A 26,952-nucleotide genomic window follows, 5' to 3' on the forward strand; every position below is an offset into this window, starting at 1 on the left:
CCCGCACCAAGCGTATTCTAAAACTTGACAAGTATAGAGATAAAAGAGGGCCGTGTCAAGGGCTGGGCACAAACACTCCGGGCAAACGCGCCAAGTATTTTGACGAACATTGGACAGCCCGTGATGCCGGGTGGCGGCATTTTTCGCTTTCACATGGCAGCGGCAGGCCTCGGTGAACATCTACCGGAGGAAAACCATGTTTATTTTTTTAATATCTAAGATAATTTACGTTTACGGCGAACGTTGTGAAATCGCAAAAAATGACGCTGCCCGGCAGCACGAGCGTTGACGGCTGACTCTTGAGTTTGCCCTGCACAAACACTTGAAAGCCTGTTGTCAATGCCTATGCCGCCGGACGGCATCATTCACAGCGTTTATGGCGCATGGCAGGATTACAAAAACTGCCGTTTTATATAATCGGCACGTTTATGTGCGCCCAATTCTTCATAAAGCGACGCGGCGTTATTGGCGTAGTATTCGCACGGCATTTTTAAATGATTCAATAATTCTCTCTTATGCTTTATATCTGAGAATTTTACGACATACGCTTTTGACATTTCATGAACGGCGCGCCAGCTTTTTCTTCCCGATGTGATAAGAAAATCAGCATTTTTTAACGATCTGACGGCACTGGCTATATCTCTTTCCCACACGTCGTCGATAGCTTTCAGGCTGTAAAGCACAGGTGTACAGCAGCCTCCGCGGGAACTTTCGAACGATAAGGTACTTTCTTTGATATGCCTATGGAATAACGCGTTGTCACCAAGCCCCAGCGCAGCGTCGGCTGCATGTGCCTGAAAGTGGCTCTGTCCGCTAAATAGTCCCCTTTCCATGCATAAAGCCGTACAATATTCAAACTCTTTTTTTGCAAGTTCGTCGTCTCCGCGCCATTGGTGGATCTCTCCAATATAACAATGCGGCGCGAGACGGTTCAATGTATAAAATTTCTTCTCACACTCTAATTTTTCAAAGATTTTGACTGATTCTCTAAATACCGTAATTGCTGTGTCGTAGTCGCGTTCGATCATGTACGCTGTGCCAATGAAACGAAGCGCAAGCCCTATATGCTTATCCTTGCCTTTCTTTTTCGCATGATGTAGTATCTCTTTCGCTGTTTTTTTCAAAGCGTCGGCATTGTCGGTTTGTAGGTATTGATAACCTGTGTTTTCAAGACAACGAAGCGATATTTCTAAAAGACCATCATCCTGTTCAGCCAGCCTGGAGGCAAGATTTGTCGCGTTTATTCCCGCCGTATATTCCCCCCAGCTGATTAAATAACATCCATACATCGCATAGTAGGAGGCTTTTAATCTACGCAGTAAACGAGCGTAGCCTATGGCGCTTTCGCCGCATCTTTCAAATACTTGCGTGACGGCCTTGAATTTTTCTTCGGTGTCAATTTTATTGCTGAAAGGCATAGAACACTCTAAAAGAACCCCGTCCTCTATCAAGGGGAAAAGTATATGGTTAAGATTAAGGTCAAAGTAAATTTCCTCAAGACGCTGTTCCAACAGCTTTACATCTTCTCCCGCTATTTTGTAATGATAACATAAAGTTGCTGATAATTCAGGTTTCCATACGTGTGGATAATATTTTGCAGACAGGAATTTTGCGATACTTTTGTGAAGGTATATCCTCTTAAAACCAGAAAGGGAACGATATACACTTTCTTTTATGTTTTCATGAGAAAAGTCTACAAAGAACCTGCCGTCGCTTTCAATTTCACGTATCATATCTCTGCAAAGCAGATCGGACAACGGCTCGTAGATATTTTCACACGGCATAGAAAGCGCTGCCGCGATGTTTTCCGCAGACGCCGGTCCGCCGAATACGGAAAGGCACGACAATATATCACGCTGCAGCACGCTGAGCTCTTCGAAGCGGCTCATTATCAGTTTATCAAGAGCTACTGAACAGTCCGCTTCCGCATGGTCTCTAACTTTTCTTACCATTTCCGCAAGTAATAACGGGATTCCCTCGCTTTTATCAAAGAAATAATCTTCGTTTCTCTTTTCTAATATATCTTCTTTCAAAAAATAACGACAATAGCTGACTGTCTCATCTTTGGAAAAAGGCGGCAGAGGTATGTCCATAAGGCAATGATGAAACTCGATTTTGATGTTATAAAGAAATTTTATTATCGTATCAGAAAATTCAGGGCGGCTCGTAAAAAAGAAGATCGCAGGAAGCCGCAGCTTCATAATGAAGATACGCAATAGAGCCAACGAATGTTCGTCGTACCAATGCAGATCTTCAAAAATCAACATAAGCCGCTTTCCCGCGCATAGTCTATTAACGAGCATGGCGAGCGTATGTCCGACAGCGAATACTTCACGCTCTGGAGAAAGCGGGGCTCCACGGATCTGCATATTATCCGGCAGGTCGTAGAAATAACGGGACAATATTGCGATAGAGTCCCCTCCTATCGATAAAGCGCGGTCATTATATTTTTTGGTAATTTGACGTACAAACTCATTCCATGAGGAATATCGGAATCTTTCTCCCACAGGTAATGGGAGGGTGCTGAATAATTCGACATTTTCGTCCTTAAGCAGCTTTACAGCCCTATTGACGAGTGTTGTTTTGCCAATACCGGCCTCTCCGTGTATACAACAGAACAACATCCCGCCGCTATACCGGGAAGCGTTGCCGATAATTTCATTGATTTCACAATTACGTCCATAAAAGAAATTATTCATATGCAACGCATTTCCGTCTGAATCAGCCAGCAGCTTTTGAGCTGATTGACGCAAATGGGCGTCGGGGGCAACGCCATCTTCCTCCAGTCGTTCGCAGAAAGTCCTGTAAAGAGACAGCGCTTTGGATGGCGTCTTCATACTAATATAGCAACGCATCAATAGGAGTAATGTATCTTCATCAAATGGCTCAAGTTTAAGAATGGCCGATAGCGTTTCCGCCTTCATACTCTCCGGACCAGCCGTATAAATAGAGCTCCTTTCTTTTAAATATTTGACAACTTTATCTTTGATATCCTTTTTTGTATAACGCAGCCACTCGTCAAACTCGGGAGATGACGGCAGCCCAAAGTTTTTTAGCGGCTCTTCAAATATTACCGTTGGTAAGGTGCATTCCGCCGGAAGCGCGCATAGTTCTTCAACATCGGTTATAAAACAGCATAATGAAAGCTCTCTGCCACAGGAGCAAAAGTTTTGCGGCAGAATTTTTTTTAGCTGATAAACCGCATTACGGATATTTCCCGCCGCCTCGCGCTCTCCCTTGTCCCCCCAAAGCAGCCCGGCTATTTTCTCTCTTGAAGAGATTCCCTCCAAGGCGATATAAAACAAAAGGGCCTCTGCTTTTTTAAACGGCAGGGTAAGCTCTTCTCCATTTTTTTCAATGCGGGCTTTTCCAAGTAAATGGAATTTAAGAATGTCTTGTTTGTCCAAAGGGGCGCTCCATTCTCTGCGTTGATACGCAGATAATTTTTATTTATTCTAAATTTGATAAAATGTATCAAAAAAATCATAAAATATGCGTAAAAAATAAAAATAAACGAACTTTGTTTATAAAACAACCCTTGTGCTCTTGGTCTGATTTTATATGTATTTTACGCTTAATCTATATACTTGCAAACAACAAAGACAGATTATCTGTTAGTCAGCCATCATTTATTAATACTACGAGAACGAAAATATTGAGGAGGTATGGTTATGCATAATTTCGCAAATATCCCTAAAATGGTACAGTTGGCCGATGAGTCGTTTGAGAAAATAAAAAGATTAGGGCTGTCAGGTGTAACGGGGAAAGATATTGGCAGAGAGATGATGCGGATGAAAAACGGGCATGTTTTCATGAATATGTCCAGCTGCAGTTATTTAGGATTAAATGATTTTCCCACAGTTAAACAGGGTTTGCTGGACGGTCTTGAAGAGGCGGGCGGTATCCAAATAGCGGCAGCCCCATTAAGGGTCCGTTTAGCTATCGTAGACGAAGTAAATGAAGAATTCGGAAACTTTATAGGCTGCAACGCATTTATGACATGGACGTGTTCGTTAGCCTCCTTCGGAATCCTCCCACTGCTGGCAGCCGGGCTTTTTACCGGTAATAAGCCGCCGGTCATGGTCTATGATAAAAATGCACACTTTTGTATGAATTATATGAAGGCGGCCTGTGCTGATGAGACGGAGGTGATCACTATCAACCACAATGACATGGCGGCGCTGGAAAAAATATGCAAAACTAAAAACCCTGTCGTATATCTTTGTGAAAGTCTTTATAGCACGGGTGGCGTCACATGCCTGGATGAAATACTGCGGCTGCAAGAAAAATATGGTATGTATATTTTGATCGACGAAGCTCACGGGCTCTCCGTTGTTGGTAAGAACGGAAAGGGGCTGTTAATCGATAAACTTGGAGCATTAAACGATAGATCGTTTTTTATCGCTTCATTAGAAAAGGGATTTGGCGCCCATGGCGGAGGCGTTATTTTGTTTTCTGACAAAAAATTACTCGATATAATTGAGAGATACGGAGGTCCGCTCGAATGGAGCGCTCCCGTTCCTTCGATGATCTGTGGCTCTACACGAGCCTGTCTGAAACTTCATGCTGACGGTACTGTCGATAATTTGCAAAAGATATTGCATGAGAAGGTCAGACTTTTTGACCAGCTTATGGATATCAAAGAGAGCGACCTTTGGAGCGCGGTTAGAGTTATCAAATACCCTGACGAAGACGAACTGTTTTATACGGGCATTCGCCTGTTTGAAGAAGGCTTCTATACCTCGACAGTTGCCTTCCCGACCGTAAAAAGAGGCAATTCAGGATTACGCATAATGTTACGTGCTAATATGGAAGATGAAGAACTGAGAAAGTTTGCCGGCCTTCTGAAGCTTATAAAATTAGAATGGGCCGATAGGAAGAGGAAATGAGGTACTCTATTATTTTTGTCATATTAATAGCGGTTTCGTCCATCATGATAGAGGATTCCACGGCTCGCTATCCATTGTGGTTTTCGATATTTTTCAATACACTTATGACCGTGGCGATCTTTAATCTAATGTGTATAAAAAAGATCAAAGAGACTTACGCGGCATGTGTCAAATATAAGGGTGTTGCGCTGCGGATGATGCTGTTTACTTTGTTGATCTATACGCTCTGTTTTTTCAGTACGGAGATGGTGGGGGCATCCAATTACAACTCTTTTTATTTTGCAGGCAGCGCGCTGCTTGGCTATTGGTTTCTAAAGGCGGGAAGGGAAAAACGCCGGGTAAATGTCCGTATGTCTGTTGTTCTGCTGATACTTTGCGTTGTCTATGGCGCTTACCTGTGTTTTTCTGCACGGAGCGTAACAACGTGCTTCTTAGGAATATTATGGGCCGTTACCGGCAGCGTCAGCGGTTATTTTTATGCCGTTGATTCCTCACGATTTGCACAGCTGGCGGGAATTTCAGCAAACCAGATACTCGCGCTGCGTTTTGACCTGCTGCTGCTATTCTCCTTATTTATGCTGCCGAAAGATACTATTCAGCTTGTCGATTCGCGGAGTATGCTTTACATGTTTGTTTTAGCATTGACCGGCACTGCATTGCCGGTCTATTTCCTGCAAAGGGGTATTAATATTATAGGAGCGGAGGTAAACGCGATAATCGTTGCGTTTATCCCGTTTCTGACGATGATTCTGTCGGTGATATTCTACAGGGTGTTCGACCTTAATGAATCTGGTTTTGTGATAATACTGACGGCGTTGCTTGTTTTGCCGTTATTCCCCTATGGGAAGATCAAAAGATGTAAATTTGTAAACAGGAACTGAAAACTGTTGTAATATCGACATTCCCTCAGCGAGAACAGAAAAGCACCGGCTCTTCTCGCTGGGGGAATGTGCATAGAAATAATTTTCTATCCGTAAAAAAACGCAAAGGGAAAAAATTCCTTTCACAAGGATTCCGTCTGTAATATTTGATGCAAAATCACATAAATTATCGTAATGACCTCATTTTTTGTCTCCTAACAGTCAGCGCTCTATACGATGTCTAAGACTGTTTTTCTCTTTGGCGCGGGGAATTCGCGGTCGATGAGACGGAGCTCTTCTTCCGTCAGGGTTATGTCGCCCGCCGCCGCGTTGTTCAGCGCGTGTTGTTTTTGTCCGCTGCGGGGAATGGCGATCACGTTTCCGCCGCGGACGGCGAAGGCGAGGAGTATCTGCGCGACGGTGGCGTCATGGTTTGCGGCGATCTTGTTGAGCGTCCCGCTGCTGTAGAGTCCGCGGTGCAGGCCGCCGCCCTGCGCCAGCGGACAGTAGCCCATCACGGGGATGTGGCGCTCCGTCAGCCACGGAAGCAGGGAGTATTCAATACCGCGCGAGGCTATGTGATAGAGCACCTGGTTCGCGGCACAGTTTTTCCCGCCGGGGACGTTCCACAGCTCCTGCATGTCGTCGGTGTCGAAATTGGAGACGCCCCAGCGGCGGATCAGGCCCCTCTTTTTCAGCTCTTCCATACAGGCGACCGTCTCTTCCAGAGGTATGGGCCCCCGCCAGTGCAGCAGGTATAGGTCAAGGTAGGTCGTGCCCATGCGCTCGAGGCTTGCCTCGCAGCTTTTGAAGATGCGCTCCCGCCCCGCGTTGTGCGGATAGACTTTGGAGACGAGGAAGATACTGGCGCGGTCAAGCTCTCTTACAGCCTGCCCCACGAACCTTTCGGCCCTGCCCTCTCCGTACATTTCCGCGGTGTCAATCAGGGTCATCCCCGCCTCCACACCCGCGATCAGCGCCTCTTTTTCCTGTGCGGCCTTTTCTTTATGGTCTCCGAGAAACCATGTGCCCTGTCCGATGGCGGGTACTGTTTCACCGTCGGGAAAGCGAATCTGTCTGTCCATAGAATTTACCTCACTCTTTATTTCGTTAAAAACATACGCAAATGTTATTCTGTCCGTGTTTCAGTCATTGTCTGTCTATGGCTGAGAGTTTATGATTAGCCAATTTTTCTGCCATCATCTTATATTATTTTATCACCGACGCTAGTTGTCGGTGTCGGATTTTGCATCGATATAAGTATGTAAAAATATCCCTTATGTATAACATGTATGTAATTTATTATTTTTTTATAGAGGCAATTTCATATAAGTGTCTCTTTCCACACAAGAGAGCGAAGACCTTTGTATCTACGTTACTCATTTATATAGCCGTGTCCTGCGGAAAAATTTACAGGGAGACTGCTACATCGTGCGTCTCCCTGCAAAATTACTAATTTTCAATTATCTGCCAACGTTACGAACTATAAAACTTCAAATACGCCTTTTCCTCCTATAGAAAGAAATACGGAAGAGAAATGGTCGGTTTATTTATTCTACGATCACAGTCCCAGCTTTTAAGCTCTTGAATGGGCGTTTGGTTACCGGGTCGACGCCGCGAATTTCCACATTGACGTTGTAGGCTCCAGTGTTGCCGGTATCATCCATCGATAACGAACAGTCTCCGTCTACGCCGGAGAAATCTGACGTTAACGTGAGATGCTTTAACGGGAGGATGTCGATACTCTCATCTTGGAGTTTCCGAGCCCTCAGTTTTTTCAGGAGTGTGTATTGATTGTTTTCCGCATCGTTATCTAATTGAACACTGTTGAGTTCTCCTGCGAAACGGTCCAAGACCTCGTCTATATTATAATCAGGTCGTGAGATGTTCGCCTTAACCGATAACTCATCGATTTGCCTGTCATCGCGCGAGGCGATTTTGATGTCAAAGCGTTCGCCGTTTTTTATATTTGCAGGCAGCAGCAGATCTGTTTTTATGGAGGTATGGAACTCAAAACCGCCCGCGGTGCCACCGATAGCTTCTCGCGTAGAATATTGGATTAGAAGTTTCCAGTCTCCGGGTTGGACATTGTGCAGGTTGTAGATACAGTAGCCGTCTTCAGCAATGTCGGGCCTGACGGAACTAGGCTTTCCTGAAGGTTCTATAAGGGTGACGTTGATATTTTCGGCGCTGGGGTCCCCAGGCGTGTATTTATATTTTTTGTCTGACCAAACGATGCTGAGCTGAGCATCATTATCATCTTCAGTGATGCCAAAAGGTTCAAGAATGTAGTCGCTTCCGGCATTATATTTTTTAAGGCTGTTCATGGTCAGATTAATGTCTGATGAATCAGATAAAATTTGGTTAAAAATCAACATCATTTCATAGGCGTTAGGCGAATTATAGAAACGGCTTTTGGGATTTTTCTTTACCATTTCATTAAAATACCGCATATCCAAAATTCCCAGCCCCGCAATGTATATCGGAGGCTCGTTTTCCAGGACTAAATGCGGATCAGGCCCAGTGTTATATTGTGTGTGTTTAATTTTTCTATCAGCTGCACCGCTGCTTCCGTCTCTTTCAGGCCAGGGGTAACGGTCACGATGTCCGGATCGCTGCCGGAAGGATAGACCCACCATGCATTGTCGCTGAAAGCATTGGCACCAAACTGGTCGCCAACTCTCGCGCAGCGCACGAATGCTTTTGAATCGATCTTTACCATTGGCAGGACCCTGTCCATAGACCCAGATAGGTCCATCATCATGACAAAGCCCAGTTTCTGATCGTCTGTAAGTTCGTTGTTCATGATCGTTCTCCTTTTTATTTGTCAGGTTTGCCATCCATATAATCCGCGCTGGGGTCTCCCAACAACAGGTATTCAAGTATATTCGTAATGGTGTGACGGTCTGGCTTGTTGCGGTACAATTCCAAAGTCGCCCACACAAATATGTCTCCAATTTTGGTTATCTTTTTTTGATGAATCCCCTCCCACAGATATTTGTCAAAAACATGATTTACTGTAGTATACGACGGAGCTGAGGCTCCCAAAAAACTGATAGCCTTCAGCTGTTTTATCCATTCCACTCCGAAGCTGCCGGATTTGTGGATACTACAGTTATTGCAGGCGATACTCAACACGTGGGGCGTATTTCTTTTGACATCAAGCGTTGGGATATCTTTGACTGAAAGGCCGTTACCCGACTGCCATCTGTCGTAGTCTCCGTGCCCGCGGTAATTTATAAAACCTACGGCGTTGTTTATTTCTTTGATCAGAGTTTCTTTTGAACATTGCCCGTCATAGCATTCCGTTACGGAAAAGTCTCCGGTGAGCGTTGATTTTATGTCGCGCTTGCATTGTTCATATCCGTGTGATGGGTCGTTATATGAAGTGAATACGGCATTTTTTCGTTTATCGTTGTAAAAACGGTTGTAATACGAAGCGTAATCTGCCACTTTATTCATTTCTTCAACCGATGATACAGGCAATCTGCCCAAGGCAAATAGAGGGATCGGTTTTGCCGGGTCGTTTGAACAGTAGTAATTATCATTGGGGAAAAGATCATCACCATTCGGATCTCCGTTGTCATCCACCATCTTACTGGGGATTATATCGATTCCCCCACCCAAAATAACGTAACTAAGAGGTCTTTTTGCGTGCTCGGCCAGCAGGAATTTGTGTATTTTTTCCACTGAATCATTTCCATTATAGGAATCCTTGATTTTTTCAATATAAACGACCTCCACGTCGTAAAGAAAGTTTTTTACCCCTTCCAATATTCGCAGGGAATATGCGAGCTTTTCACTTGTTACAATGATCATTCTCGGTTTTGAGTCGCTTGGATTTTTTGCGTCGTCCTGCTGATATCCCAATAATTGGGAGTAGTAGTGAGTATTATCGATCATATTCAGGTTAGCCTTGGCGGAAATATCGTATGCAGACTTAACAATGGTGTAATTGACCGTGACGACAATTTTTCGCAGCGCTGTCAATTTTCTGCTGCGTGGGTAATATTGGAAGGGGCATACAGCAAGATGTACGCAGCGTACGCCTAAAATGTCGGTTGTTTCTATATATTTAACCGGTGTCTGCGGATATTGTTCATCCACCCCATAAACATCGGAGTTTTTGTCGAAAATCAACTCTTCCGTCTCAAGTACGTCTCGTGGTACAGGAAGTAAGTCGTATTCTTCCGGCAGTTCTTCTGGACAGAGATTTTCAACCGAAAGGGAACTGTATTCCGCGTTAGCGGGGATGACGACGAACAATCCTTCTCTGGCAAGCATAGGTGAACCAGGCTCATCCGTAAATCCGGCCTGAGGTATATCCAACAGCATATAGCCTTCATTTTCAAATGGGTTTTCCTGCTGCCAAAAACCATTTAATCGATAGCAGACACGAATACTCCCCTCTCCTCTTATGTCCATTTGTTTTGTTTCCAAGACCTTTTTTTCGGCTGGCTGGGGAGAACTATCATGGTGAGTTAAATTTTTCCATATTCTTGTCGGCATAATTTTTCTCCTTTGTTTTAGTTAGTATTTACTGCTATTTACGTATTTTTACTAAAAATAACTATTTAACCGTAAGATATATTAATATATAACAAAATAAGGCCATTCTCGTGGATATTGCTCTAAACACATAAATATTTTGAATAATATGAAAAATAAAAATCTATCTGTAGTATAACAAAAAAAACGCAGAATTCAATGTTAAATTAAATGGCTGTTAATATTATTTTATTGTTCGGCAATAAGGTCGCCCATTAATCGTTAAAGGAAAATAAGCACAAAAGGGAGGCGGCGGGATGTATCATGGTGCAGTATGGCGCCTTCTCTCAAAAGTTCGCTTCAGAACTACTGCTAAGAGATGACGACATTTTCTCAGAACGATTTACCCATGATTAAAGAAAATAACACACATCGCATTGCGATGACTGTCGTTGTTTTTCTTATGATCGCAGCCGTATTGACCGTTGGTGCCATTAGAGAAGAGACCAATATTTAGCTGATTGCCACCAATCTTTGCCTAGATGAGCGTATTGGTTCAATACGCTCATCTAGGCAAAGATCTAGTGCTTGGTTTTATGAGACCTACGCGGGAACGACCGATTTTGTGATTATCTTCTGAACGAAGTCGGGCTGCCGCCAACAGATTATATGTGTGTGGCGGTAGCCTCAAAACGCCGGACATCAAAACAATTGTTCCCCGCCGCTGTTTTCCAGCAGCGCCTTTGCGTGTTCCAAGGCCTCGTAGGAGCTTTCGTCGCCGGAGAGCATTCTTGCGATTTCACGTTCGCGCGCCTCTCCAGCGACCTCCGTTATTTCGGTGTTTTCTCCCTCTCTTTTGACGACGAAGTGCTGATCGGCCATCGCGGCGATGGTCGCCTGGTGGGTTATCAGTATCGTGCGGCAGCGGCGTGAGAGCTGGCGCAGTTTGCAGCCGGCGAAGAGCGCGGTTTTGCCGCCGAGCCCCGCCTCGACTTCGTCGAATACCAATGTTCCGGGCAGTTTGTCGTCGCCTACTGAGAGCTGTAACGCGATAAGTATGCGCGACAATTCGCCGCCGGAGGCGTTTTTGCCTACGGGCAGCGGTTTTTGGTCCGGCAGCGCGAGGGTGAAGATGGCGTTTTCCGCGCCCGTTGAGCGCACGCGGTCGAGCGGTTCGATCTCGATGTTGAAGGCCGCGTATTCCATGCCAAGTCCGCCCAGGTGTTCGTTTACCTTCGCGGCAAGCGCTTGGGCCGATGCTTTGCGGAGCGCCCGTACTTCGATGGCAAGGCGCGAGGTCTCGCGGCGCAGGGCGAGGGCCCTTTTTTCAAGATCTTCGAGCTCTTTGTGGCTCTCTTTGAGCCATTCCAGCTCTTTTTCCGCCTCCGCCGCGTATGCGAGCAGCGCGGCGGCGCTCTGTATGTTGAGGGTGCGCTTCATTTTGCGCAGCATGCCGAGTTTTTTTTCAAGGCGCTCTTTGGCCTCTTCGTTGTCTTCCGCGGAGGCTGCGCCGCGGCAGGCCTCGGAGATGAGGTTTGAGAGCTCCTGTGCGCCGCTGAGGGTCTTTTCTATCGCCTCGTGCCAGCGTTTGTCATCTCCCGAGGCGTATCCGTAGAGGTCTTTGGCGATTTTTTCAAGCTGGTCCAGCAGGCCGCCCTCGGCGTTGTTCATTTTTTCCGCGATGAGCCGCAGTGAACGCCGGACCGCCTCGCCGCGCTCCATTTCGCGCAGCTCTTTTTCCCACTCCGCCTCGCTGTCGGCCTTCAGTTCGAGGGCCTTTATCTGCCGGAGGACGGAGGGGGCGTCGTCAAAGCGGTTTTCGCTCTCTTTGCGTCTTTTTTTGAGTGCGAATATCTCTTTTTCCGTCGCGAGCGCCGAGGTAAAGGCGATCTCAAGCTCCGCCAGCGCCCTTTTAAGCTCTTCCCCGCCGCATGAGTCGACGAGTTCCAGCTGTTTTAGGGGGTCCAGCAGGCCGAGCTGGGCGAACTGGCTCTGGATGACGACGTTCGTCTCCATCGCGTGAGCCAGGATGGTGAGCGGCACCGTCTGTTCCTGAAGCGAGGCCCTGCCCTTGCCGCTTCTCGCGAATGTCCGCCGCGCGATGAGCATTTTGTCCTGCGGCTGGCATTTTTCGGATATTCCCGGTATCGGTTCGGAGGTCATGACCGCCCGTACCTCGCAGGCCTCTTCGAGGGTGTGGATGTGATTCAGCTGCGCGCGGCGGCCGGCGATGAATTCCAGCGCGCGCACGAGGCTGCTCTTTCCCGCGCCGCTCTCGCCGGTGATGACGATGAAGTTGCCGCCGAAGCTGAGCGAGGTCTCCCTGATGCCGCCTACTCCGTGAATCTCAAGCTCTTCTATCAAGCTCAGTCGCCTCCGTCTCTGATGCCGTTGAAGCCCCAGCGCAGTTTTTCCCTAAGCAGGTCGTAGTAGCTGCGTCCGTTGAGCTGGATGGTATGGACGTATATTTCGTTGTCGAGCATCACATGCAGTTCGTCGCCGGGCAGCAGTTCGTAGCCGAGCTGGCCGTCCTGCGTCAGCATCAGGCTGCGCGTGTCCCCTTTTGGGATGACGATGATGTTGTCGGTATCGCTGAGTATCACGGGCCGGGCGTAGAGGGTATGGGCGCAGATAGGCGCCATTATCATGCAGGGGACGTGCGGCGGCACTATCGGCCCTCCCGCCGAGAGCGCGTAGGCCGTGGAGCCCGTCGGCGTCGAGAGTATGAGGCCGTCGGCGAGGAAGAGGCTCAGTATCTCTTTTCCCACCTTCACCTCAAGGTCGATGACGCGCGCGAGGCTGCCCTTGGAGATTACGAGGTCGTTGAGGGCGTGCAGTTCGTGTACGAGCCGTCCGCCGCGCCAGACCTGCCCCTTGAGGAGCCGCCGGAGTTGGAGGGTATATTGCCCGTCGATGATGGCTTTTATATCTTTCTCCGCCGAGTCGGGGTTTCCGATCGCGAGGAAGCCGAGGCGTCCGAGGTTTATCCCGTAGAGCGGCACATCGACGCCGAAGGTGTAGCGAGCGGCGCGCAGAAAGGTCCCGTCCCCGCCGAGGATGACGGCGAAGGATGCCTCCTGCCGCCAGACGTCGTCCGCAACGCCGGGAAGGGCGATCGCGGAGGCCTCGTGCGGCGGGAGCAGGAAGTTTATGCCGTTTTCTTTGCTCCAGCGCCAAAGCCGCCAGGCCATCTCAATAGCGTCCGGCTTTTGGGTGTTGAAGAGCAGCCCGATTTTTTTAGTTATTTTTTCCATGTGATACACCTCTACCTCGGATGAGCGCTGGTATTCTTGTGCGCCTCCTCAACGATTTTATCAAAATCCGGCCTTTTTGCGCCGTTTCCCGCCCTTTTGTGTTTCAGCAGGAAGAGGAATTCTATGTTGCCTTCGGGGCCGCGTATCGGCGAATAGTCGGCGGCCTCGAGCGAGAGGCCTGTCTCTTTGTCGATAAAGTCCGCCACTTCTTCAAGTATCTGCCGGTGGAGGGCGGGATCGGTGACGACGCCCTTCCCCACCCGCTCGCGCCCCGCCTCGAACTGCGGCTTGACGAGGACCGCCATGAGTCCGTCGTCTTTCAGCAGCTCTTCCATTTTGGGAAGCAGCAGGGTGATCGAGATGAAGGAGGCGTCGGAGACGATGATGTCGGCCCGCTCGTTCTCTATCATCTCAACGGTGAGGTTTCTCGCGTTCGTCCGTTCGAGCACGAGAACGCGCGGATCGCTGCGGAGCTTCCAGGCGAGCTGTCCATAGCCGACGTCCACCGCGCAGACCCTTGCCGCGCCGTTTGCCAGCAGCACGTCGGTAAAGCCGCCCGTAGAGGCGCCGATATCGACGCAGCGCCGGCCCTCCGCCTCGATGGCGAAGCTCTCAATGGCTTTAAGCAGTTTATAGGCGCCGCGGCTCACCCACTCTTTTTCAGGGGCGTCCAGCTTGACGTTGGCGTCGGGCTGGACCATGGAGGCCGCCTTCGTGACGGTGACGCCGTTCACGCTGACGCGCCCCTCTTCGATGTAGTTCTGCGCCGCGGTGCGCGAGGCGGCCAGCTTCCTGTCGGTGATGAATTTATCGAGCCGTATCAGTTTTTGTTTCATTTCGTCAGGCAGAGCCGCGCAATGTTTTCCACCGTGAGGCCGCATTCCTCCCACTGTTGCGCCCTGGTGGCGTGTGATATGAAATGGTCAGGCACGCCCGCCGCGGCGGCTCTCACGGCGTATCCTTTGGCGTTTATGTATGACGCCACCGCCTCGCCTGCGCCGCCCGTGAGGGTGTTTTCCTCCGCGGTGACGATTACCTTATGCGTCGTCAGGAGGGCGTCGAGCCCCTCGTAATCAAGCGGCTTGATAAAGCGGAGGTCGGCCACGGTGGGACGTCTGCCGCTGATCTTTTCGATCTCATCGGCGCTCTTCAGCATCAGCTCCACGGTGCTCCCGATGCCGATAAGGCAGATCTCTTCGCCGCCGCTTATCACTTCCAGCCTGCCCCACGGCGCGGGCCTGCGCTCCCTTCCGGGCGCGGCAATAGCTTTTACGGCTTTGCCGCGCGGGTAGCGCACGGCCATCGGCAGCGACCTCTTTTTCCATTCACGGACGAAGAATTCCAAGTCAACGGCGTCGCGCGGCGCGGCGACCGTCATCTCCGGTATGGCGCGCAGCCAGGCGACGTCGAGTATCCCGTGGTGCGTTTCGCCGTCCTCGCCGACAAGTCCGGCGCGGTCGATCCCCAGCAGTACGGGCAGTTTTGGCAGGCATATATCGTGCATCACCTGGTCTGCGGCGCGCTGTAGGAAGGTGGAATAGATACATACGACGGGCCGCATTCCCGCCGCCGCGAGACCGGCCGCATAGATGAGCATATGCTCCTCGGCGATGCCGGTGTCGCAGAAACGCTGCGGGTAGGCTTTGGCGAAGTTTTCCAGTTTGGTTCCGTCCTTCATCGCCGCCGTGCAGACGGTGACGCGCGGGTCCTCATGGGCCAGCTCGCAGAGCACCTCGGCCATAACGCCGCTCCAGCTCTCGCCGCAGCCCGAAGAGGCATGCGACGCGGCGTCGATCTTCGTCTTGGGGCCGATGCCGTGGAAGAAGGAGGGATAGGCCTCCGTCTGCGGGCAGCCCTTACCCTTTTCGGTCATCACGTGGATCAGCAGCGATTCGTCGTAGTGGCGCGCGAGGCGGAATACCTCCTCCATTTCGGTGAGGTTGTGGCCGTTGAAGGGGCCCCAGTAGCTTATGTTGAGCTCTTCAAAGACGTTTGTCGGCAGCAGCAGCGACTTGAGTTTCATCTTTATGCGTGAGAGCGAGGAGTTGATGTTTTCCCCGTTCTTCATGTTTGTGCACTGGCTCTTTATGTAGTCTTTAAGTTTTTTGTAGGTCGGGTTGACGGCGAGCTTCGCGAGGTGCGAGGCCATGCCGCCGACGCGCGGGTTTATCGACATTTTGTTGTCGTTAAGAATGATGATGACTTTGGATTTAAGGCTTGCGAGGCAGTTCAGCGCCTCGAAGGAGACGCCGTTGAGGAGCGCGCCGTCGCCGATCACCGCTACGACCTCGTGCTCCTCGCGGCGAAGGTCGCGGGCTTTGGCGTAGCCCATCGCCGCGGAGATCGAGGTGCTGCTGTGGCCGGTGGTAAAAAAGTCGTAGGGGCTCTCGTCCATGCGCGGAAAACCGGCGATGCCCCCCTTCCTCCGCAAAGTCTCAAAGCGGCTGCGGCGCTTCGTGAGCAGTTTATAGGCGTAGCTCTGGTGCCCGACGTCGAAGATTATTTTGTCCACGTCGGGGTTGAATACGCGCAGCAGCGCCACCGTTAGCTCAACCGTGCCGAGCGACGAGCTGAGATGCCCGCCGTTTTCAAGGGTCACGTCAATTATATTTTTCCTGAGCTCCGCGCACAGTTTTTTAAGTTCAGCTTCGCTCAGCCCGTACAGGCCTCTGAAATCATCAACGGATTCTAAAAGGCTCATTTTGATTCCACCTTGACGTAATTTTTATTTTAGCCCCGCAAACCGGCGGCCAAGATCGCTGTCGTTCCGCGCAGTTTGGCCGTTTTGCCCATTCGGCGGCGGCCTTTGACAAAGAGACCGGCATCCGCGGGCAGAGCTTCCGCCTGAGTCCGAGGGCCTATATGACGGACGGCCTTTTAATAGCTTCGATGGACGAGGTAATCGGGCAGGAGCATGAGAAAATCGTCCGCCGCAAGCAATCCCGCGAGGGCCTCCTTGGCCGCCGCCGATTCTTTCTCCGCCATCTCTCTGGCGGCCTCCATGCCGTAAACCGTGACATGGGTCAGCTTGCCCTGCTCTTCGTCCTTGCCGGGGGTCTTGCCCAGCTCTTCGGCCGTGCTTGTCACATCTAGTATATCATCGACTATCTGAAATGCCGAACCAAGATGGCGCGCATACTCGCCGTACCTTTCGAGGACGGCCTCGTCGCCGCAGCCAAGCGCCGCGCCGGCGAGCACCGCCGCCTCGATGAGGGCGCCGGTCTTGAGCGCCGCGATACGGCGGACGTAATGCGGATCGTTTTCCGTCCCCTCGGTGAACATGTCGAGCACCTGACCGCCGCAGACCCCTGCGGGGCCGATGGCCCGGGAGAATATGCGCATCGCGCGCAGGAGATTCTGCGCGGGTATGCCTTTCAGCTGTGCCAGAGGAAATTCGAGGGACTGCGCCAGCAGCGCGTCGCCCGCGAGGACGGCGAGAGTCTCTCCAAAAAGGGCGTGATTCGACGGTTTCCCACGGCGCATGTCGTCGTCGTCCATACATGGCAGGTCGTCGTGGATCAGCGTCGCCGTATGGAGCATTTCAAGGCCAAGGGCCATCGGCAGAGCGTATTTAGCCTCTACGCCGCATCTTTGAGCCGCCGCAAGGCAGAGTATCGGCCGTAGCCGTTTGCCGCCCGCCTCAAGCGAGTATTCCATCGACTCAAAGAGCTTCGGCGGCACCTTTTCCGCCCGCAGCCCCGCGGTCTCCCTGATGTAGCTCTCTATAAGCGTGCCGCCCGCCGCGAATTCCGCCTTTACGGCCCGCAGCTGCGCCTCATTCATCGCTCTTCGCCTCTTCCGCCTTGGGGACGGCCAGCGGACGTTCCTCGCCGTCCTGCGAGAGCATGGATATTTTCTGCTGCGCGTCTGCGAGATAGGCGCGGCACTCGCGCACGAGGGCGATTCCCCGCTCATATTCCGTCAGCGCGAGATCTAGTGAAAGAGAATCTCCCTCGAGATCCTTCAGTATCTTTTCAAGCTCTGTCATCTTTTCGACGAAATTCATATTAAAACTCCTCTCATTTTTAATCCTTACCAGTTGCAACTTTCAGTGTTGCTATGATACAATGTCTAGGTTGGTTGTTTCAAGGTAAACAAGGGGGGAAACAAATGTCAAAATTCTGTGATTGCTGCGGCCGCGGGCCGGCAACGGGAAATGCCGTCAGCCACTCGAACCGCCATACCAGACGTCGCTGGCTCGTCAATATTCAGAGCGTAAAGGTCGACGTAGGCGGCGGAGAGACTCGTAAACTTCATATCTGCACGAAGTGCCTCCGTTCCGGAAAAGTACAAAGGGCCGTTTAATACGGCTCTTTTTTTATTCCCTTTATCCCTATTCCACGCCATTTTTAGCATTCTCCAGAAGCTCCTCCGCCCCGTCCTCATCGACGAGGATTTCGCGCGGCCTGGCTCCGTCCGCCGGTCCGACGATGCCAAGCTGCTCCATCATGTCTATAAGCCTCGAGGCGCGTGAAAAGCCGACGCGCAGACGGCGCTGCAGGCCGCTGGCCGAGGCGATGCCGGTCGACATCACTGTCTCTACGGCCTCTTCCAGCAGGTCGTCGTCAAAGGTGCCGCCGCCGTTTCCGCCCGCGGGGCCGCTGCCCTGGGCCTCTATTTCAATGAAGTCCGGTTCGCCGAAGGTGTTAGTCATATATTTGAGCCACGCCGCGAGAATGCTCTCGTCTATCCACGGCGACTGTATACGTATCGGCTTCGGATGCTTCGTCGAGGAGAAGAGCATGTCTCCCTTGCCCAGCAGCTTCTCCGCCCCCGCGCAGTCGATGATCGTGCGGGAGTCGGCGTTGCTTGGCAGCGTGAAGGCGACGCGCGCCGGGATGTTGGCCTTGATGAGCCCGGTGATGATATTTACCGAGGGGCGCTGTGTGGCGAGCATCAGGTGGATGCCGGTGGCGCGCGCCATCTGCGCGAGGCGGCAGATATATTCCTCCACCTCTTTCGCCGCCGTCATCATCAGGTCGGCCAGTTCGTCGACGACGATGACGATATGCGGCAGCCTGTCCTTCGGCAGCACCTTTTCGTTGTAGCCCTCCAAGTTGCGCACGCGGATCTTCGCGAAGGTCGTGTAGCGGTTCTCCATCTCGCGTATCAGCCAGGCCAGCGCCTGCACCGCCTTTTTGGGGTCCGTAACCGGCGGCGTCAGCAGATGCGGCAGCTGGTCGTAGACCGCCATCTCGACGCGCTTCGGGTCTACCAGTATCATGCGCAGCTCCTCCGGGGAACGCTTTGAACAGAGCCCGACGATGCAGGAGTTTACGAAGACGCTCTTGCCGGAGCCCGTCGTTCCCGCCACCAGCAGGTGCGGCAGCTCCTCAAGGCCGACGACCATCGGGTCGCCGTTGACCGCGACGCCGAAGGGCAGCGGCAGCGAGAGCTTCGACTTTTTAAAGGCGTCGTCCTCGATCACCGTGCGCAGCGGGATGCCGCGGCGTTTGGGGTTCGGTATCTCGATGCCGACATAGGGTTTGCCGGGGATCGGGGCCTCGATACGGAGGCTTGGGACGGCCATCGCGAGCGCGATGTCGTTGGAGAGCGCGGCGACCTTGCTCACCTTGATGCCGGGCGCGAGCTGGATGCGGAACTGGATAACCGTAGGCCCGACGAGGATCTCCGCGAGGTGCGATTCAATGCTGAACTGCTCCAGCGTGTCGACGATCTTTTCGCCGAGCGGCTCGGCGCGCTCCTCGTCCATCTCCCCGTCGCGTGATTCCACGGGGCCGAATAATTCTATCGGGGGCGGAAATATCCCCTGCTTGATGCGGTGGCCGGAGGAATCCTCCAGATTAAAGTTGGGGTCCTGGATCACAGCGGGAGCGGTGGAATCAGATTTCAGCGCCGCCCTTTTGATACTCTCCGGGTCGTTGTAATCTATATCTTCGTCGTTATCCGCGGAGTCGGGAGCGTCACCGGCAAACTCGCCGCGCTCCTCATCGTATTCATATTCGTCATCTTCACCCTCAGCGGGCTGTTCCTCTTCATCATCATAGGCAAAATAGTCGCCGTCTTCACATTCCATAATGTTCGGAGCGCCGCTCTTTTTGCGCGGACTCTCGTAGCCGTATTCCTCAAGCTCCTCCTTCAGCGTCTCCTTTTTGCCGGCTTTTTTTGCGCGCCGGAAAGAGGGCAACGCTATTTTGGGCAGTTTGATATACTGGAAAATATGAATATTATAGAAAAGCAGGGCAAAATAAATCAGCAAAAGGCCGATAATGAAGGTCCCCAGCACGCCGGTCGTCTTATATATAACCAGGCTCAGGAGACGACCGAAGGCGCCCGCCGAGATATAGGGGAAACGCAGAAGATTCTCCCCTCCCGTGAGCTGGTTGAGGCCAAGCAGCAGCGAGGCGAGCAGGAAGACGAAGAACGTTCCGAAGAACTGCCGGACGAAGTTCCTTATACCGCCCGCGATGAAATAGGAGACGGTGAGGTAAAGGACGAACAAAAGGGGAATGATGACGGAGCCGCCCACCGCCCTCAGCAGCGAGGCCGCGATGCGCGCGCCGCCGTCGCCCGTCCACGTCGTGTAGAGCGAGGCGATTATATAGAGGGTAAAGAGCATGACGATCAGGTTAGCGATCTTTACCGCCGATTTTATATTCGCGAAAGACTCCGCCAGCCTCTCTTTTAGGCTTTTAGAGGGTTCCTTGACGGCCCTTCTTCTTGTTGGCGCCTTTTCCCTCATGCTTCGCTGCCTCCCACCGTGAGCCCTTCAATGAGCATAGAGGGCTGGCCGTCCGTTACAGGCACGCCCTGTCCGGATTTTCCGCAGATTCCGGGGTCCATGATGAGATTTTTGCCGAGCGCCGATATCTTTGACAGCGCCTCCGGGCCGTTTCCCGTCAGGATTGCGCCGCGTACCGGCGCCGACACCTTTCCCTTTTCGACGAGATATCCCTCGGTGACATAAAATACAAAATCCCCCGACGTCGGGTCCACCTCGCCGCCGCCCATCTTTTTAACGTAGAGGCCGTTTTCTGTCCGTGCGAGCATCGTCTCGAGGTTGTCGCCGCCCGGTAACAGATAGGTATTGCTCATGCGCGGCACGGGGATGTTGCGGTACGATTCGCGGCGGCCGTTGCCCGTCAGGGGCAGGCCGTAGAGCTGGGATGAGAGCACGTCGGTGAGATATCCCTTCAGAACGCCGTTTTCGATGAGAACGGTACGCTGCGCGGGAGTCCCCTCGTCGTCGAAGCGGTACGCGCCGTAGAGTCCCGGCATCGCCGCGTCGTCGATCATCGTGACGCTCTCGTGCGCCACCTTCTCGCCGATACGTCCGCGGTAGACGGAATAATCCTTCTCTACGATATCGGCCTCAAGGCCGTGGCCGCAGGCCTCGTGTATGATCGTGCCGCCGGCCTCGCCGTCCATGAGGACGTTCATCGTACCGGCGGGACAGGGGCGCGCCTCAAGCATCAGCAGCGCGCGGCGCAGAGCCGTACGCGCCACCTCGAGCGGCGTCGCGCCGCACCAGAAGTCCGCCTCGCCCAGCGACATGCAGCGGCGTTCGGAGCCGGTCTGCAATACCCCGTCCCGTTCGGCGATCACCTGCGCCGCGAAGGACGAATAATAGCGGCGGTCAAAGGCCGCCGTCCCGTCCGGCCTGATTATCAGCACATGACGGTGCGAGACGGAATAACGGTAAGAGCTCTGCCTTATATGCTTGGATTCCTTTTTGATCGTTTCGTCTATCTCGCGGAAAAAATCCACCGCCGGGGGGGCGATAGGCTCTCCCCGCTCCATAAGCAGAAGCTGTGAAGCGCTCTCCCTCAGCCCCTCCATACCGGCGGAGGCGGCGCACTCGGCGAAAGAGGCGGCCACAGAGGCCTCGTCGTTCCCCGGGGCGTGCGCGTAGAAGGTCCTGCCCCCGACGATCACGCGGCTTCCCGCGCCGTCGGAGGTCGACGACGAGATACCGTCTATCTTCCCGTCCTCAAAATGTACGGAGTGCCCCTCGCCGCTCTGAATGAAGATATCGGCGTACTGGGCTCCCCTCTTAAGCGTCTCCGCTATATTTTCGTGCAAGAAATTCAATTTGTCCGTCATGCAGTAGCCTCTCCCGTGTTGTTCGTATCATCGTCGATCTTTACCTCTATGCCCTCGCCGCGCAGGGATTCCATCATCTCCATGAGATATGGCAGCTGCTCCTTCGGACTGAAGACGGTGACCTTGCCGGCCTTCGCGTCGTCCGTCTGGAGAAAGCCGATGCCCTCCGCGGCGTCTATTATCCAACTGATATAGTATATATCCTTTTGCGGTACTATGAAGCGCACCGCGGCTATCTCCGGTTTCACAGCCCCAGCTTCCTCTGCTTCGCGAGGTGTTCCTCGTAGCTCTTGCTGAAAATATGCCGTCCGTCCCCGCCAGCGAAAAAGAAGAGGTAATCGCTCTCCTTAGGCGACAGCGCGCTCTTCCACGAATCCTCCGAGGGAACGCAGATCGGCCCCGGCGGCAGCCCGCCGGAGATATAGGTGTTGTATGGCGAATCTATCTCAAGGTCCCGGTAAGAGAGGCGGCTCTTTTTTATATTGCGCTCGTCCCAGGCGTAGATGACGGTGGCGCATGACTGGAGCCGCATATTCTTTTCAAGGCGTTTGAGGAAGATTCCGGCGAGGACCGGCCGCTCATCCGCAGCCTTCGCCTCTCCCTCGACGAGCGAGGCGAGAATACCGCTCTTCATCACCTCGCCAGGCGTCGTGCCAGGCGCTATTGACGCGCCGACCCGTTCGTACCAGAGCGCGGAGGCTCTTCTGACAAATTCAGCCGCCGCCTGTGGTCCCGGAGCGAGGAAATATGTCTCAGGAAGCAGGAAGATCAGGCGTTCCTCCTTTTTTCGCGGCAGCCACTCCCTGACCGCGGGAGGGAAATTTTCCGCATCCTCTATCGCCGCGTTGAGATATGACTCCCCCTCCGCGCTGCTGCCGAAAAGGGCGGCGACCCGCTTGTAGCGGAAGCCGGGTATCAGAGTCACGCGGTTCGCGGTGGGTTTCGCCCGCGCCAGCTGCCGCGCGACGCCGGCGGGAGTGGACTTATAAAGGCTGTAAAGCCCGGGCTTCAAGCGGCGGTCAATACCAATCTCCGCCATCGCGCGCGCCAGCTCCCCGGCGTCGTTCACCGCGCCGGCCTTCGCGATGATCTCAGCCGCTCCGCGCGCCGAAACGCCGCCGGGAATGACCGCCTCGACCGAAACGGACAGACTCTTAGGCAGCTCCGGGTATTTGTATGGAAGATAAAAACAGATAAAACAGTATACAGAAGCTGTAAACAAAAATAATAGAAGCTCCTCGCCCTTTTTCCTCATAAACGCCTCTCCCTCTGGTATTTGCGCATCTTTGTTATTATATATTAAAAATGGCTGACTGTAAGCAAAGCATAAAATTTTGCCGGTTATGAAGATGAGCGAGGAGCGGCCGCGTTGTGCCGTGGGTTTGAGTTGGAGACTGGCGGCGTTGGTGTGCGACTGTCGCTCCGTTCTCCGAACCGGAGCCCAGCGACGTTGGGGTTGCGGTTATGTACTGCAAAGACAGGACCTAGAGCCGCTGGATTTTGCTTTTGTCTTGTCGGCGTCACGCCGCCGTCTTCGGCGTGGAATGCCGTTTTTTGCCGCCGGTAAAAATTCCTTGGCAGATAGGGCCGTTAAGTATTGACATTAAGAAAAGTTAGGCGTATAAATGTAAGCTAATTAAACTTTGAGTCAAAGGAGAAGGCAAATGAGATATAAAACTTTTTCAGCATCGATATCGTGTTCGTCTCTCTCCTCCGGCCTTTCGTCGTGCGGTTGGTCGTCGCCGCCGTGCCGTTCTCAAAGCGAATAACCTTGATGCTGTAAAGTATATCCAAGCAAATAGTCCAGGTAGCGTTTTGAGATCGAAGGGTGTCCTTTCGGTCTTTTTTTATTTTATGAACTGGAGGTCTTATCGTTGAAGAAAAAATATCTGCTCACCCCCGGGCCGGTGGAGGCTCCTCGGAGGGTCCTGGAGGCCGCTTCGCGGCCGCTGATCAGCCACCGGTGCGGCGAGTTTTCGGAGCTTTTTAAGGGTATATCGCGCAAGCTGGGCCGCCTGTTCGAGAGCGGCCAGCCGGTGGTGATACTCCCCTCTTCGGGGACGGGCGCGCTCGAATGCGCCGCCGTGAATTTCCTGCGCCCCGGCGACGTCTTTATCTCGCTCTCCTGCGGCGTCTTCGGCGACCGTTTCCGGGAGATCGCCGCGCGCACGGGGGCCCGCGGGATATATGTGGACGCGGAGCCCGGCAGTGCGCCGACTCCGGAAGCGGCGGCTGCCGCTCTGCGTGAGAATCCCGGTGCGCGTGCGCTGCTGGTCACCCACAACGAGACCTCGACCGGCGTCACAGTGCCGGTGAGGGAGATCATAGCGGCGCTGCCCGCCGAGGGCCGTCCGCTGGTATTGGCCGACGGCGTGAGCTCCGTCGGGGCGATAGAATGTCTGCCCGAGAGCTGGGGCGTGGACGTACTCTGCACCGCCTCGCAGAAGGGGCTGATAACCCCTCCGGGACTCGGCCTGGTATGGCTGTCGAAGCGGGCGCTTGACGAGCTTAAGGGGCGCGAATGTCCCAGTTATTATTTTGATTTGAAGCTTCATCTGAAGAATATGAAGCCGGACTCTTACGCCAACCCTTACACGCCGCCGGTATCGCTCTATTACGCGCTCGACGCGGCGCTTGATATCATCCTTGCCGAGGGCGCCCCCGCGTGGTTCGCGAAGCGCCGCCGGTATGCCGAGGCCTTCGCGGCGGCCCTTGAGGAGCTAGGCTATGAGCTGCTGGTCAGGGACAGGCGTCTGCGCTCCGCCGGCGTCACCGCCTTTTCCGCACCGGGGGACGCGAGCGAGGTGGTGAGAAAACGCCTCTCCGCCGCAGGTTATGAGACGGCGGGAGGGCAGGGGACGCTGAAGGGAAAGCTGATCCGCGCCGCGCACTACAGCGACTGGGAGATGCCGGATATGGAGGATATTCTTCGCGCTTTCGCGGAGGCTATCGACAATAATTCTGACGATGGATATTTAAAAACTGCCCGAAATATTTTTGAAAATAGATAGAGGATGGGAGACAGCGTGATGGGTAATAAATGGAAGATATTGGTTACGGAGAAGGTCGGCGAGTCAGGGCTTGATATTTTCAGGAACGCGCCCGATGTGGAGCTGGACGTGGAAATGGGGCTGACGGAGGACGAGCTGATCGCGAAGCTGCCCGGTTATGACGGGATTTTGACGCGCAGCGGCACGACGATGGACGAGAAGAAGATTGAGGCCGGAAGGAATCTCAAGGTTATCGGCCGCGCGGGAGTCGGCGTGGACAATATCGACCTGCCCGCCGCGAGCCGCCACGGCATCATCGTCATCAACGCGCCGAGCGGCAATACTCTCGCGGCGACGGAGCTGACGATGGCCAATATGCTCGCCGTCGTGCGCCACGTGCCGCAGGCCTGCAGCTCGCTGCACCGCGGCAAATGGGACCGCAACCGTTTTACGGGCTGCCAGCTCAGCGGCAGGAAGCTTTTGATAATCGGCCTCGGGCGCATCGGCAGTGAGGTGGCGAAGCGCGCGCGGGCCTTTGATATGGAGATCATCGCCTATGACCCCTATATACCGCAGAAGAAGGCCGAGTCTCTCCATGTGGAGCTTGTGAGCGACCTTGAGGGGGCCGTCTCTCTCGCGGACGTCGTGACTATCCATACGCCGCTGACGGAGGAGACCTCCAATATGATTGACGCCGATATGCTGCGCGCCTTCAAGCACGGCGCCTATCTTGTCAACTGCGCGCGCGGCGGCATCGTCGACGAGGCTGCGGTGGCCGAGGCGGTGCGCGAGGGGAGGCTCTCCGGTTTCGCGACCGACGTGTTCAGCGCCGAGCCGCTGGCGAAGGACCACCCCTTCCTCGCGGAGGATATCGCCGAGCGGATTGTCATCACGCCGCATATCGGCGCGAATACTCTGGAGGCGCAGTCCGAGGTCTCGCGCATCGCGGCGCAGAATATGCTGATGGTGCTTCGCGGCGAGCCCTATGCCCACGCGGTGAATCTTCCCTTTATAGAGCAGACGCTGAACGGCGACCAGCGGATGTATCTGAGCCTTTCCCGCAAGCTCGGCGTGCTCGCGGCCAAGCTCGCGCAGGTGCGCGGCGCCGCCGCCCACAACTGCCATGTCACGCTGCGCGGCGCGCTCTTTGAGGATGAGGAGAAGCGCGTCGCAAACCAGCTGCGCCCCTACACGATCGCCGTCCTCAAGGGGATGCTCGAGGTGAGCATTGGCTCTTCCGTCACTTACATGATCGCCCCGCTGCTCGCGAAGGACCGCCGCATTTCGATAGACGAGAGCTGCGGCGAGTCAAAGACCTACAAGAATACCATCGAGGTGGAGCTGGAGACGGAGAAGGGAGCGGTTTCCCTGCTGGCGACGATCACGGAAGAGGGACGCCAGCGCATCGTGCGCGTTAATGACTATTGGGTGGATTTCGTGCCGAGCGGCAAGCTGCTCATCTTCCAGAACCACGACCGTCCCGGCGTCATCGGCAAGATCGGCAGCGTCCTCGGCGAGGCGGGGGTCAATATCGCGAACTTCGCCCTTGGCCGCAAGGAGGGCAGCGGCCTCGCGCTCGGCGCTCTGGAGATAGACGGAGAGACTGACGACCGTCTGCGCGGTGAGCTCGTGAAGAGCGGCGATATGGTCTGGGTGACGACGGTTGATTTTACGAAGGCGGGATAGTTTATGAGATTTTTTGTGATAAGGCACGGAGAGACGGCCTGGAACGTCGCGGGACGTTTTCAGGGCCAGCAGGATACGGAGCTAAACGAAAAGGGACTGGCGCAGGCCGATCTGCTCGGCGAACGTCTGGCCGGACATAGGTTCGAGGCGGTGCTTACAAGCCCTCTCTCGCGCGCGAAGGTGACGGCGGAACGCGCCGCGTCGCGCTGTGAGTACGGCGAGTTTTTAACGGTGGAGGCGCTGACGGAGATCAACCACGGCGACTGGGAGGGGCGTCTCGCCGACGAGATCGCGGCGGAGTGGCCCGATGAGCTTCACCGCTGGCATGTGTCACCGGAGACGGTGACGATGCCCGGCCCCGGCGGAGAGAATCTTGAGGATATCCTGCGCCGCGCCGTCCCCGCGGTGGAGGCGGCGGCGAAAAGGTACGAGGGCGACGTGCTGCTGGCATCGCACGATGCGGTGATCAAGGTGCTGCTGTGCTATTGGCTCGGCGCGCCGCTCGCGAGTTTTTTCCGCTTTCAGGTCCCTAACTGCAGTATAACCGTCATCGAGGTGAAGGAGGGCTCCGCGCCGCGGATGCTTCTGATGGGAGACGCCGCGCATCTGGGGGATAGCTTTGAGCGCCCAGAGCAGAAAGGTCTGTAAATCGGCGTTTATACGCACTGTCTGGTGGACAAACTAGGTTCGATAACGCAAATCAAAGATTTGCTATCTCACT

The 26,952-nt window shown here is 53.6% G+C and carries 22 protein-coding genes; 6 read left to right on the top strand and 16 right to left on the bottom strand.

Going from position 1 to position 26,952, the window contains the following annotated elements; all coding sequences use genetic code 11:
- Window positions 1-392: 392 nt before the first annotated feature.
- Window positions 393-3,407 (bottom strand): ATP-binding protein, encoded by a 3,015-nt coding sequence (locus BED41_RS07705; RefSeq protein WP_066744592.1) that lies wholly within the window; start codon window positions 3,405-3,407, stop codon window positions 393-395.
- A 264-nt stretch (window positions 3,408-3,671) separates the two neighbouring features.
- Here BED41_RS07705 and BED41_RS07710 point away from each other — a divergent pair, with 264 nt between their 5' ends.
- Both BED41_RS07710 and BED41_RS07715 read left to right on the top strand, forming a co-directional pair.
- A complete protein-coding gene (locus BED41_RS07710) occupies window positions 3,672-4,889 on the top strand; it encodes an aminotransferase class I/II-fold pyridoxal phosphate-dependent enzyme (RefSeq protein WP_066744594.1) in 1,218 nt (405 codons plus the stop codon).
- 44 nt (window positions 4,890-4,933) lie between these two features.
- The gene (locus tag BED41_RS07715) at window positions 4,934-5,770 is read left to right on the top strand and encodes an EamA family transporter (RefSeq protein WP_168160247.1); all 837 of its coding nucleotides are present in this window, start codon (window positions 4,934-4,936) and stop codon (window positions 5,768-5,770) included.
- A 209-nt stretch (window positions 5,771-5,979) separates the two neighbouring features.
- Here BED41_RS07715 and BED41_RS07720 read toward each other — a convergent pair whose 3' ends face one another.
- The 10 genes from BED41_RS07720 to xseB all read right to left on the bottom strand — a co-directional run bounded on the left by BED41_RS07720 (window position 5,980) and on the right by xseB (window position 17,497).
- Complete coding sequence (locus BED41_RS07720) at window positions 5,980-6,834, bottom strand: aldo/keto reductase (protein WP_066744598.1); 855 nt, start codon at window positions 6,832-6,834, stop codon at window positions 5,980-5,982.
- 465 nt (window positions 6,835-7,299) lie between these two features.
- Window positions 7,300-8,184, bottom strand: coding sequence for a hypothetical protein (locus BED41_RS07725; protein ID WP_066744600.1), 885 nt, complete (start codon window positions 8,182-8,184; stop codon window positions 7,300-7,302).
- A 68-nt stretch (window positions 8,185-8,252) separates the two neighbouring features.
- A complete protein-coding gene (locus tag BED41_RS07730) occupies window positions 8,253-8,555 on the bottom strand; it encodes a vWA domain-containing protein (RefSeq protein ID WP_066744602.1) in 303 nt (100 codons plus the stop codon).
- Between the two features lie 14 nt (window positions 8,556-8,569).
- Window positions 8,570-10,258: a C25 family cysteine peptidase gene (locus tag BED41_RS07735; protein WP_066744604.1), complete on the bottom strand. Its 1,689-nt coding sequence runs from the start codon at window positions 10,256-10,258 to the stop codon at window positions 8,570-8,572.
- 681 nt (window positions 10,259-10,939) lie between these two features.
- On the bottom strand, window positions 10,940-12,601 hold the full coding sequence (locus tag BED41_RS07740) for a DNA repair protein RecN (protein ID WP_066744606.1): 1,662 nt from the start codon (window positions 12,599-12,601) through the stop codon (window positions 10,940-10,942).
- A gap of 2 nt (window positions 12,602-12,603) precedes the next feature.
- Window positions 12,604-13,491, bottom strand: coding sequence for an NAD(+)/NADH kinase (locus BED41_RS07745; protein WP_066744608.1), 888 nt, complete (start codon window positions 13,489-13,491; stop codon window positions 12,604-12,606).
- Window positions 13,492-13,502: 11 nt separating this feature from the next.
- Window positions 13,503-14,327: a TlyA family RNA methyltransferase gene (locus BED41_RS07750; RefSeq protein WP_066744610.1), complete on the bottom strand. Its 825-nt coding sequence runs from the start codon at window positions 14,325-14,327 to the stop codon at window positions 13,503-13,505.
- A complete protein-coding gene (dxs, locus tag BED41_RS07755; protein WP_066744612.1) occupies window positions 14,324-16,192 on the bottom strand; it encodes a 1-deoxy-D-xylulose-5-phosphate synthase in 1,869 nt (622 codons plus the stop codon). The genes BED41_RS07750 and dxs overlap by 4 nt, the downstream gene beginning before the upstream one ends.
- A gap of 176 nt (window positions 16,193-16,368) precedes the next feature.
- Window positions 16,369-17,274, bottom strand: a complete 906-nt coding sequence (locus tag BED41_RS07760; protein ID WP_066744614.1) for a polyprenyl synthetase family protein — start codon at window positions 17,272-17,274, stop codon at window positions 16,369-16,371.
- Window positions 17,267-17,497 (bottom strand): exodeoxyribonuclease VII small subunit, encoded by a 231-nt coding sequence (gene xseB, locus BED41_RS07765; protein WP_066744615.1) that lies wholly within the window; start codon window positions 17,495-17,497, stop codon window positions 17,267-17,269. Before xseB ends, BED41_RS07760 begins: the two co-directional genes overlap by 8 nt.
- A gap of 104 nt (window positions 17,498-17,601) precedes the next feature.
- On the opposite strand from xseB, the gene rpmB reads away from it, so the two are divergent.
- On the top strand, window positions 17,602-17,796 hold the full coding sequence (gene rpmB / locus BED41_RS16135) for a 50S ribosomal protein L28 (protein WP_084002331.1): 195 nt from the start codon (window positions 17,602-17,604) through the stop codon (window positions 17,794-17,796).
- A 28-nt stretch (window positions 17,797-17,824) separates the two neighbouring features.
- On the opposite strand, the gene BED41_RS07775 is transcribed toward rpmB, so the two are convergent.
- The 5 genes from BED41_RS07775 to BED41_RS16440 form a co-directional block, all read right to left on the bottom strand.
- A complete protein-coding gene (locus tag BED41_RS07775) occupies window positions 17,825-20,194 on the bottom strand; it encodes an FtsK/SpoIIIE family DNA translocase (RefSeq protein WP_066744619.1) in 2,370 nt (789 codons plus the stop codon).
- Window positions 20,191-21,555: a TldD/PmbA family protein gene (locus tag BED41_RS07780; RefSeq protein ID WP_066744621.1), complete on the bottom strand. Its 1,365-nt coding sequence runs from the start codon at window positions 21,553-21,555 to the stop codon at window positions 20,191-20,193. The genes BED41_RS07775 and BED41_RS07780 overlap by 4 nt, the downstream gene beginning before the upstream one ends.
- The gene (locus BED41_RS07785; RefSeq protein ID WP_066744623.1) at window positions 21,552-21,803 is read right to left on the bottom strand and encodes a DUF4911 domain-containing protein; all 252 of its coding nucleotides are present in this window, start codon (window positions 21,801-21,803) and stop codon (window positions 21,552-21,554) included. Before BED41_RS07785 ends, BED41_RS07780 begins: the two co-directional genes overlap by 4 nt.
- A complete protein-coding gene (mltG, locus tag BED41_RS07790) occupies window positions 21,800-22,810 on the bottom strand; it encodes an endolytic transglycosylase MltG (RefSeq protein WP_066744625.1) in 1,011 nt (336 codons plus the stop codon). Before mltG ends, BED41_RS07785 begins: the two co-directional genes overlap by 4 nt.
- A 377-nt stretch (window positions 22,811-23,187) precedes the next feature.
- Window positions 23,188-23,349 (bottom strand): hypothetical protein, encoded by a 162-nt coding sequence (locus tag BED41_RS16440; protein WP_157102300.1) that lies wholly within the window; start codon window positions 23,347-23,349, stop codon window positions 23,188-23,190.
- A gap of 80 nt (window positions 23,350-23,429) precedes the next feature.
- Here BED41_RS16440 and BED41_RS07795 point away from each other — a divergent pair, with 80 nt between their 5' ends.
- Genes BED41_RS07795 through BED41_RS07805 form a run of 3 tightly spaced genes read left to right on the top strand, consistent with a single transcriptional unit; the run spans window position 23,430 to window position 26,879 of the window.
- A complete protein-coding gene (locus tag BED41_RS07795) occupies window positions 23,430-24,566 on the top strand; it encodes a pyridoxal-phosphate-dependent aminotransferase family protein (protein WP_066744626.1) in 1,137 nt (378 codons plus the stop codon).
- A gap of 18 nt (window positions 24,567-24,584) precedes the next feature.
- A complete protein-coding gene (gene serA / locus BED41_RS07800) occupies window positions 24,585-26,231 on the top strand; it encodes a phosphoglycerate dehydrogenase (protein ID WP_066744628.1) in 1,647 nt (548 codons plus the stop codon).
- A gap of 3 nt (window positions 26,232-26,234) precedes the next feature.
- Complete coding sequence (locus BED41_RS07805) at window positions 26,235-26,879, top strand: histidine phosphatase family protein (RefSeq protein ID WP_066744631.1); 645 nt, start codon at window positions 26,235-26,237, stop codon at window positions 26,877-26,879.
- The last annotated feature ends 73 nt before the right edge of the window (window positions 26,880-26,952 follow it).

This window comes from Cloacibacillus porcorum, assembly GCF_001701045.1.
In the GTDB taxonomy this organism is placed as follows: domain Bacteria; phylum Synergistota; class Synergistia; order Synergistales; family Synergistaceae; genus Cloacibacillus; species Cloacibacillus porcorum.

Excerpts from the sequence above, each read along its gene's own strand:
- BED41_RS07710 (WP_066744594.1), top strand. The coding sequence starts at position 3,672 with ATGCATAATTTCGCAAATATCCCTAAAATGGTACAGTTGGCCGATGAG.
- BED41_RS07715 (WP_168160247.1), top strand. The coding sequence starts at position 4,934 with ATGATAGAGGATTCCACGGCTCGCTATCCATTGTGGTTTTCGATATTT.
- BED41_RS07720 (WP_066744598.1), bottom strand. The coding sequence starts at position 6,834 with ATGGACAGACAGATTCGCTTTCCCGACGGTGAAACAGTACCCGCCATC.
- BED41_RS07725 (WP_066744600.1), bottom strand. The coding sequence starts at position 8,184 with ATGGTAAAGAAAAATCCCAAAAGCCGTTTCTATAATTCGCCTAACGCC.
- BED41_RS07730 (WP_066744602.1), bottom strand. The coding sequence starts at position 8,555 with ATGAACAACGAACTTACAGACGATCAGAAACTGGGCTTTGTCATGATG.
- BED41_RS07735 (WP_066744604.1), bottom strand. The coding sequence starts at position 10,258 with ATGCCGACAAGAATATGGAAAAATTTAACTCACCATGATAGTTCTCCC.
- BED41_RS07745 (WP_066744608.1), bottom strand. The coding sequence starts at position 13,491 with ATGGAAAAAATAACTAAAAAAATCGGGCTGCTCTTCAACACCCAAAAG.
- BED41_RS07750 (WP_066744610.1), bottom strand. The coding sequence starts at position 14,327 with ATGAAACAAAAACTGATACGGCTCGATAAATTCATCACCGACAGGAAG.
- dxs (WP_066744612.1), bottom strand. The coding sequence starts at position 16,192 with ATGAGCCTTTTAGAATCCGTTGATGATTTCAGAGGCCTGTACGGGCTG.
- BED41_RS07760 (WP_066744614.1), bottom strand. The coding sequence starts at position 17,274 with ATGAATGAGGCGCAGCTGCGGGCCGTAAAGGCGGAATTCGCGGCGGGC.
- xseB (WP_066744615.1), bottom strand. The coding sequence starts at position 17,497 with ATGAATTTCGTCGAAAAGATGACAGAGCTTGAAAAGATACTGAAGGAT.
- rpmB (WP_084002331.1), top strand. The coding sequence starts at position 17,602 with ATGTCAAAATTCTGTGATTGCTGCGGCCGCGGGCCGGCAACGGGAAAT.
- BED41_RS07775 (WP_066744619.1), bottom strand. The coding sequence starts at position 20,194 with ATGAGGGAAAAGGCGCCAACAAGAAGAAGGGCCGTCAAGGAACCCTCT.
- BED41_RS07780 (WP_066744621.1), bottom strand. The coding sequence starts at position 21,555 with ATGACGGACAAATTGAATTTCTTGCACGAAAATATAGCGGAGACGCTT.
- mltG (WP_066744625.1), bottom strand. The coding sequence starts at position 22,810 with ATGAGGAAAAAGGGCGAGGAGCTTCTATTATTTTTGTTTACAGCTTCT.
- serA (WP_066744628.1), top strand. The coding sequence starts at position 24,585 with ATGGGTAATAAATGGAAGATATTGGTTACGGAGAAGGTCGGCGAGTCA.
- BED41_RS07805 (WP_066744631.1), top strand. The coding sequence starts at position 26,235 with ATGAGATTTTTTGTGATAAGGCACGGAGAGACGGCCTGGAACGTCGCG.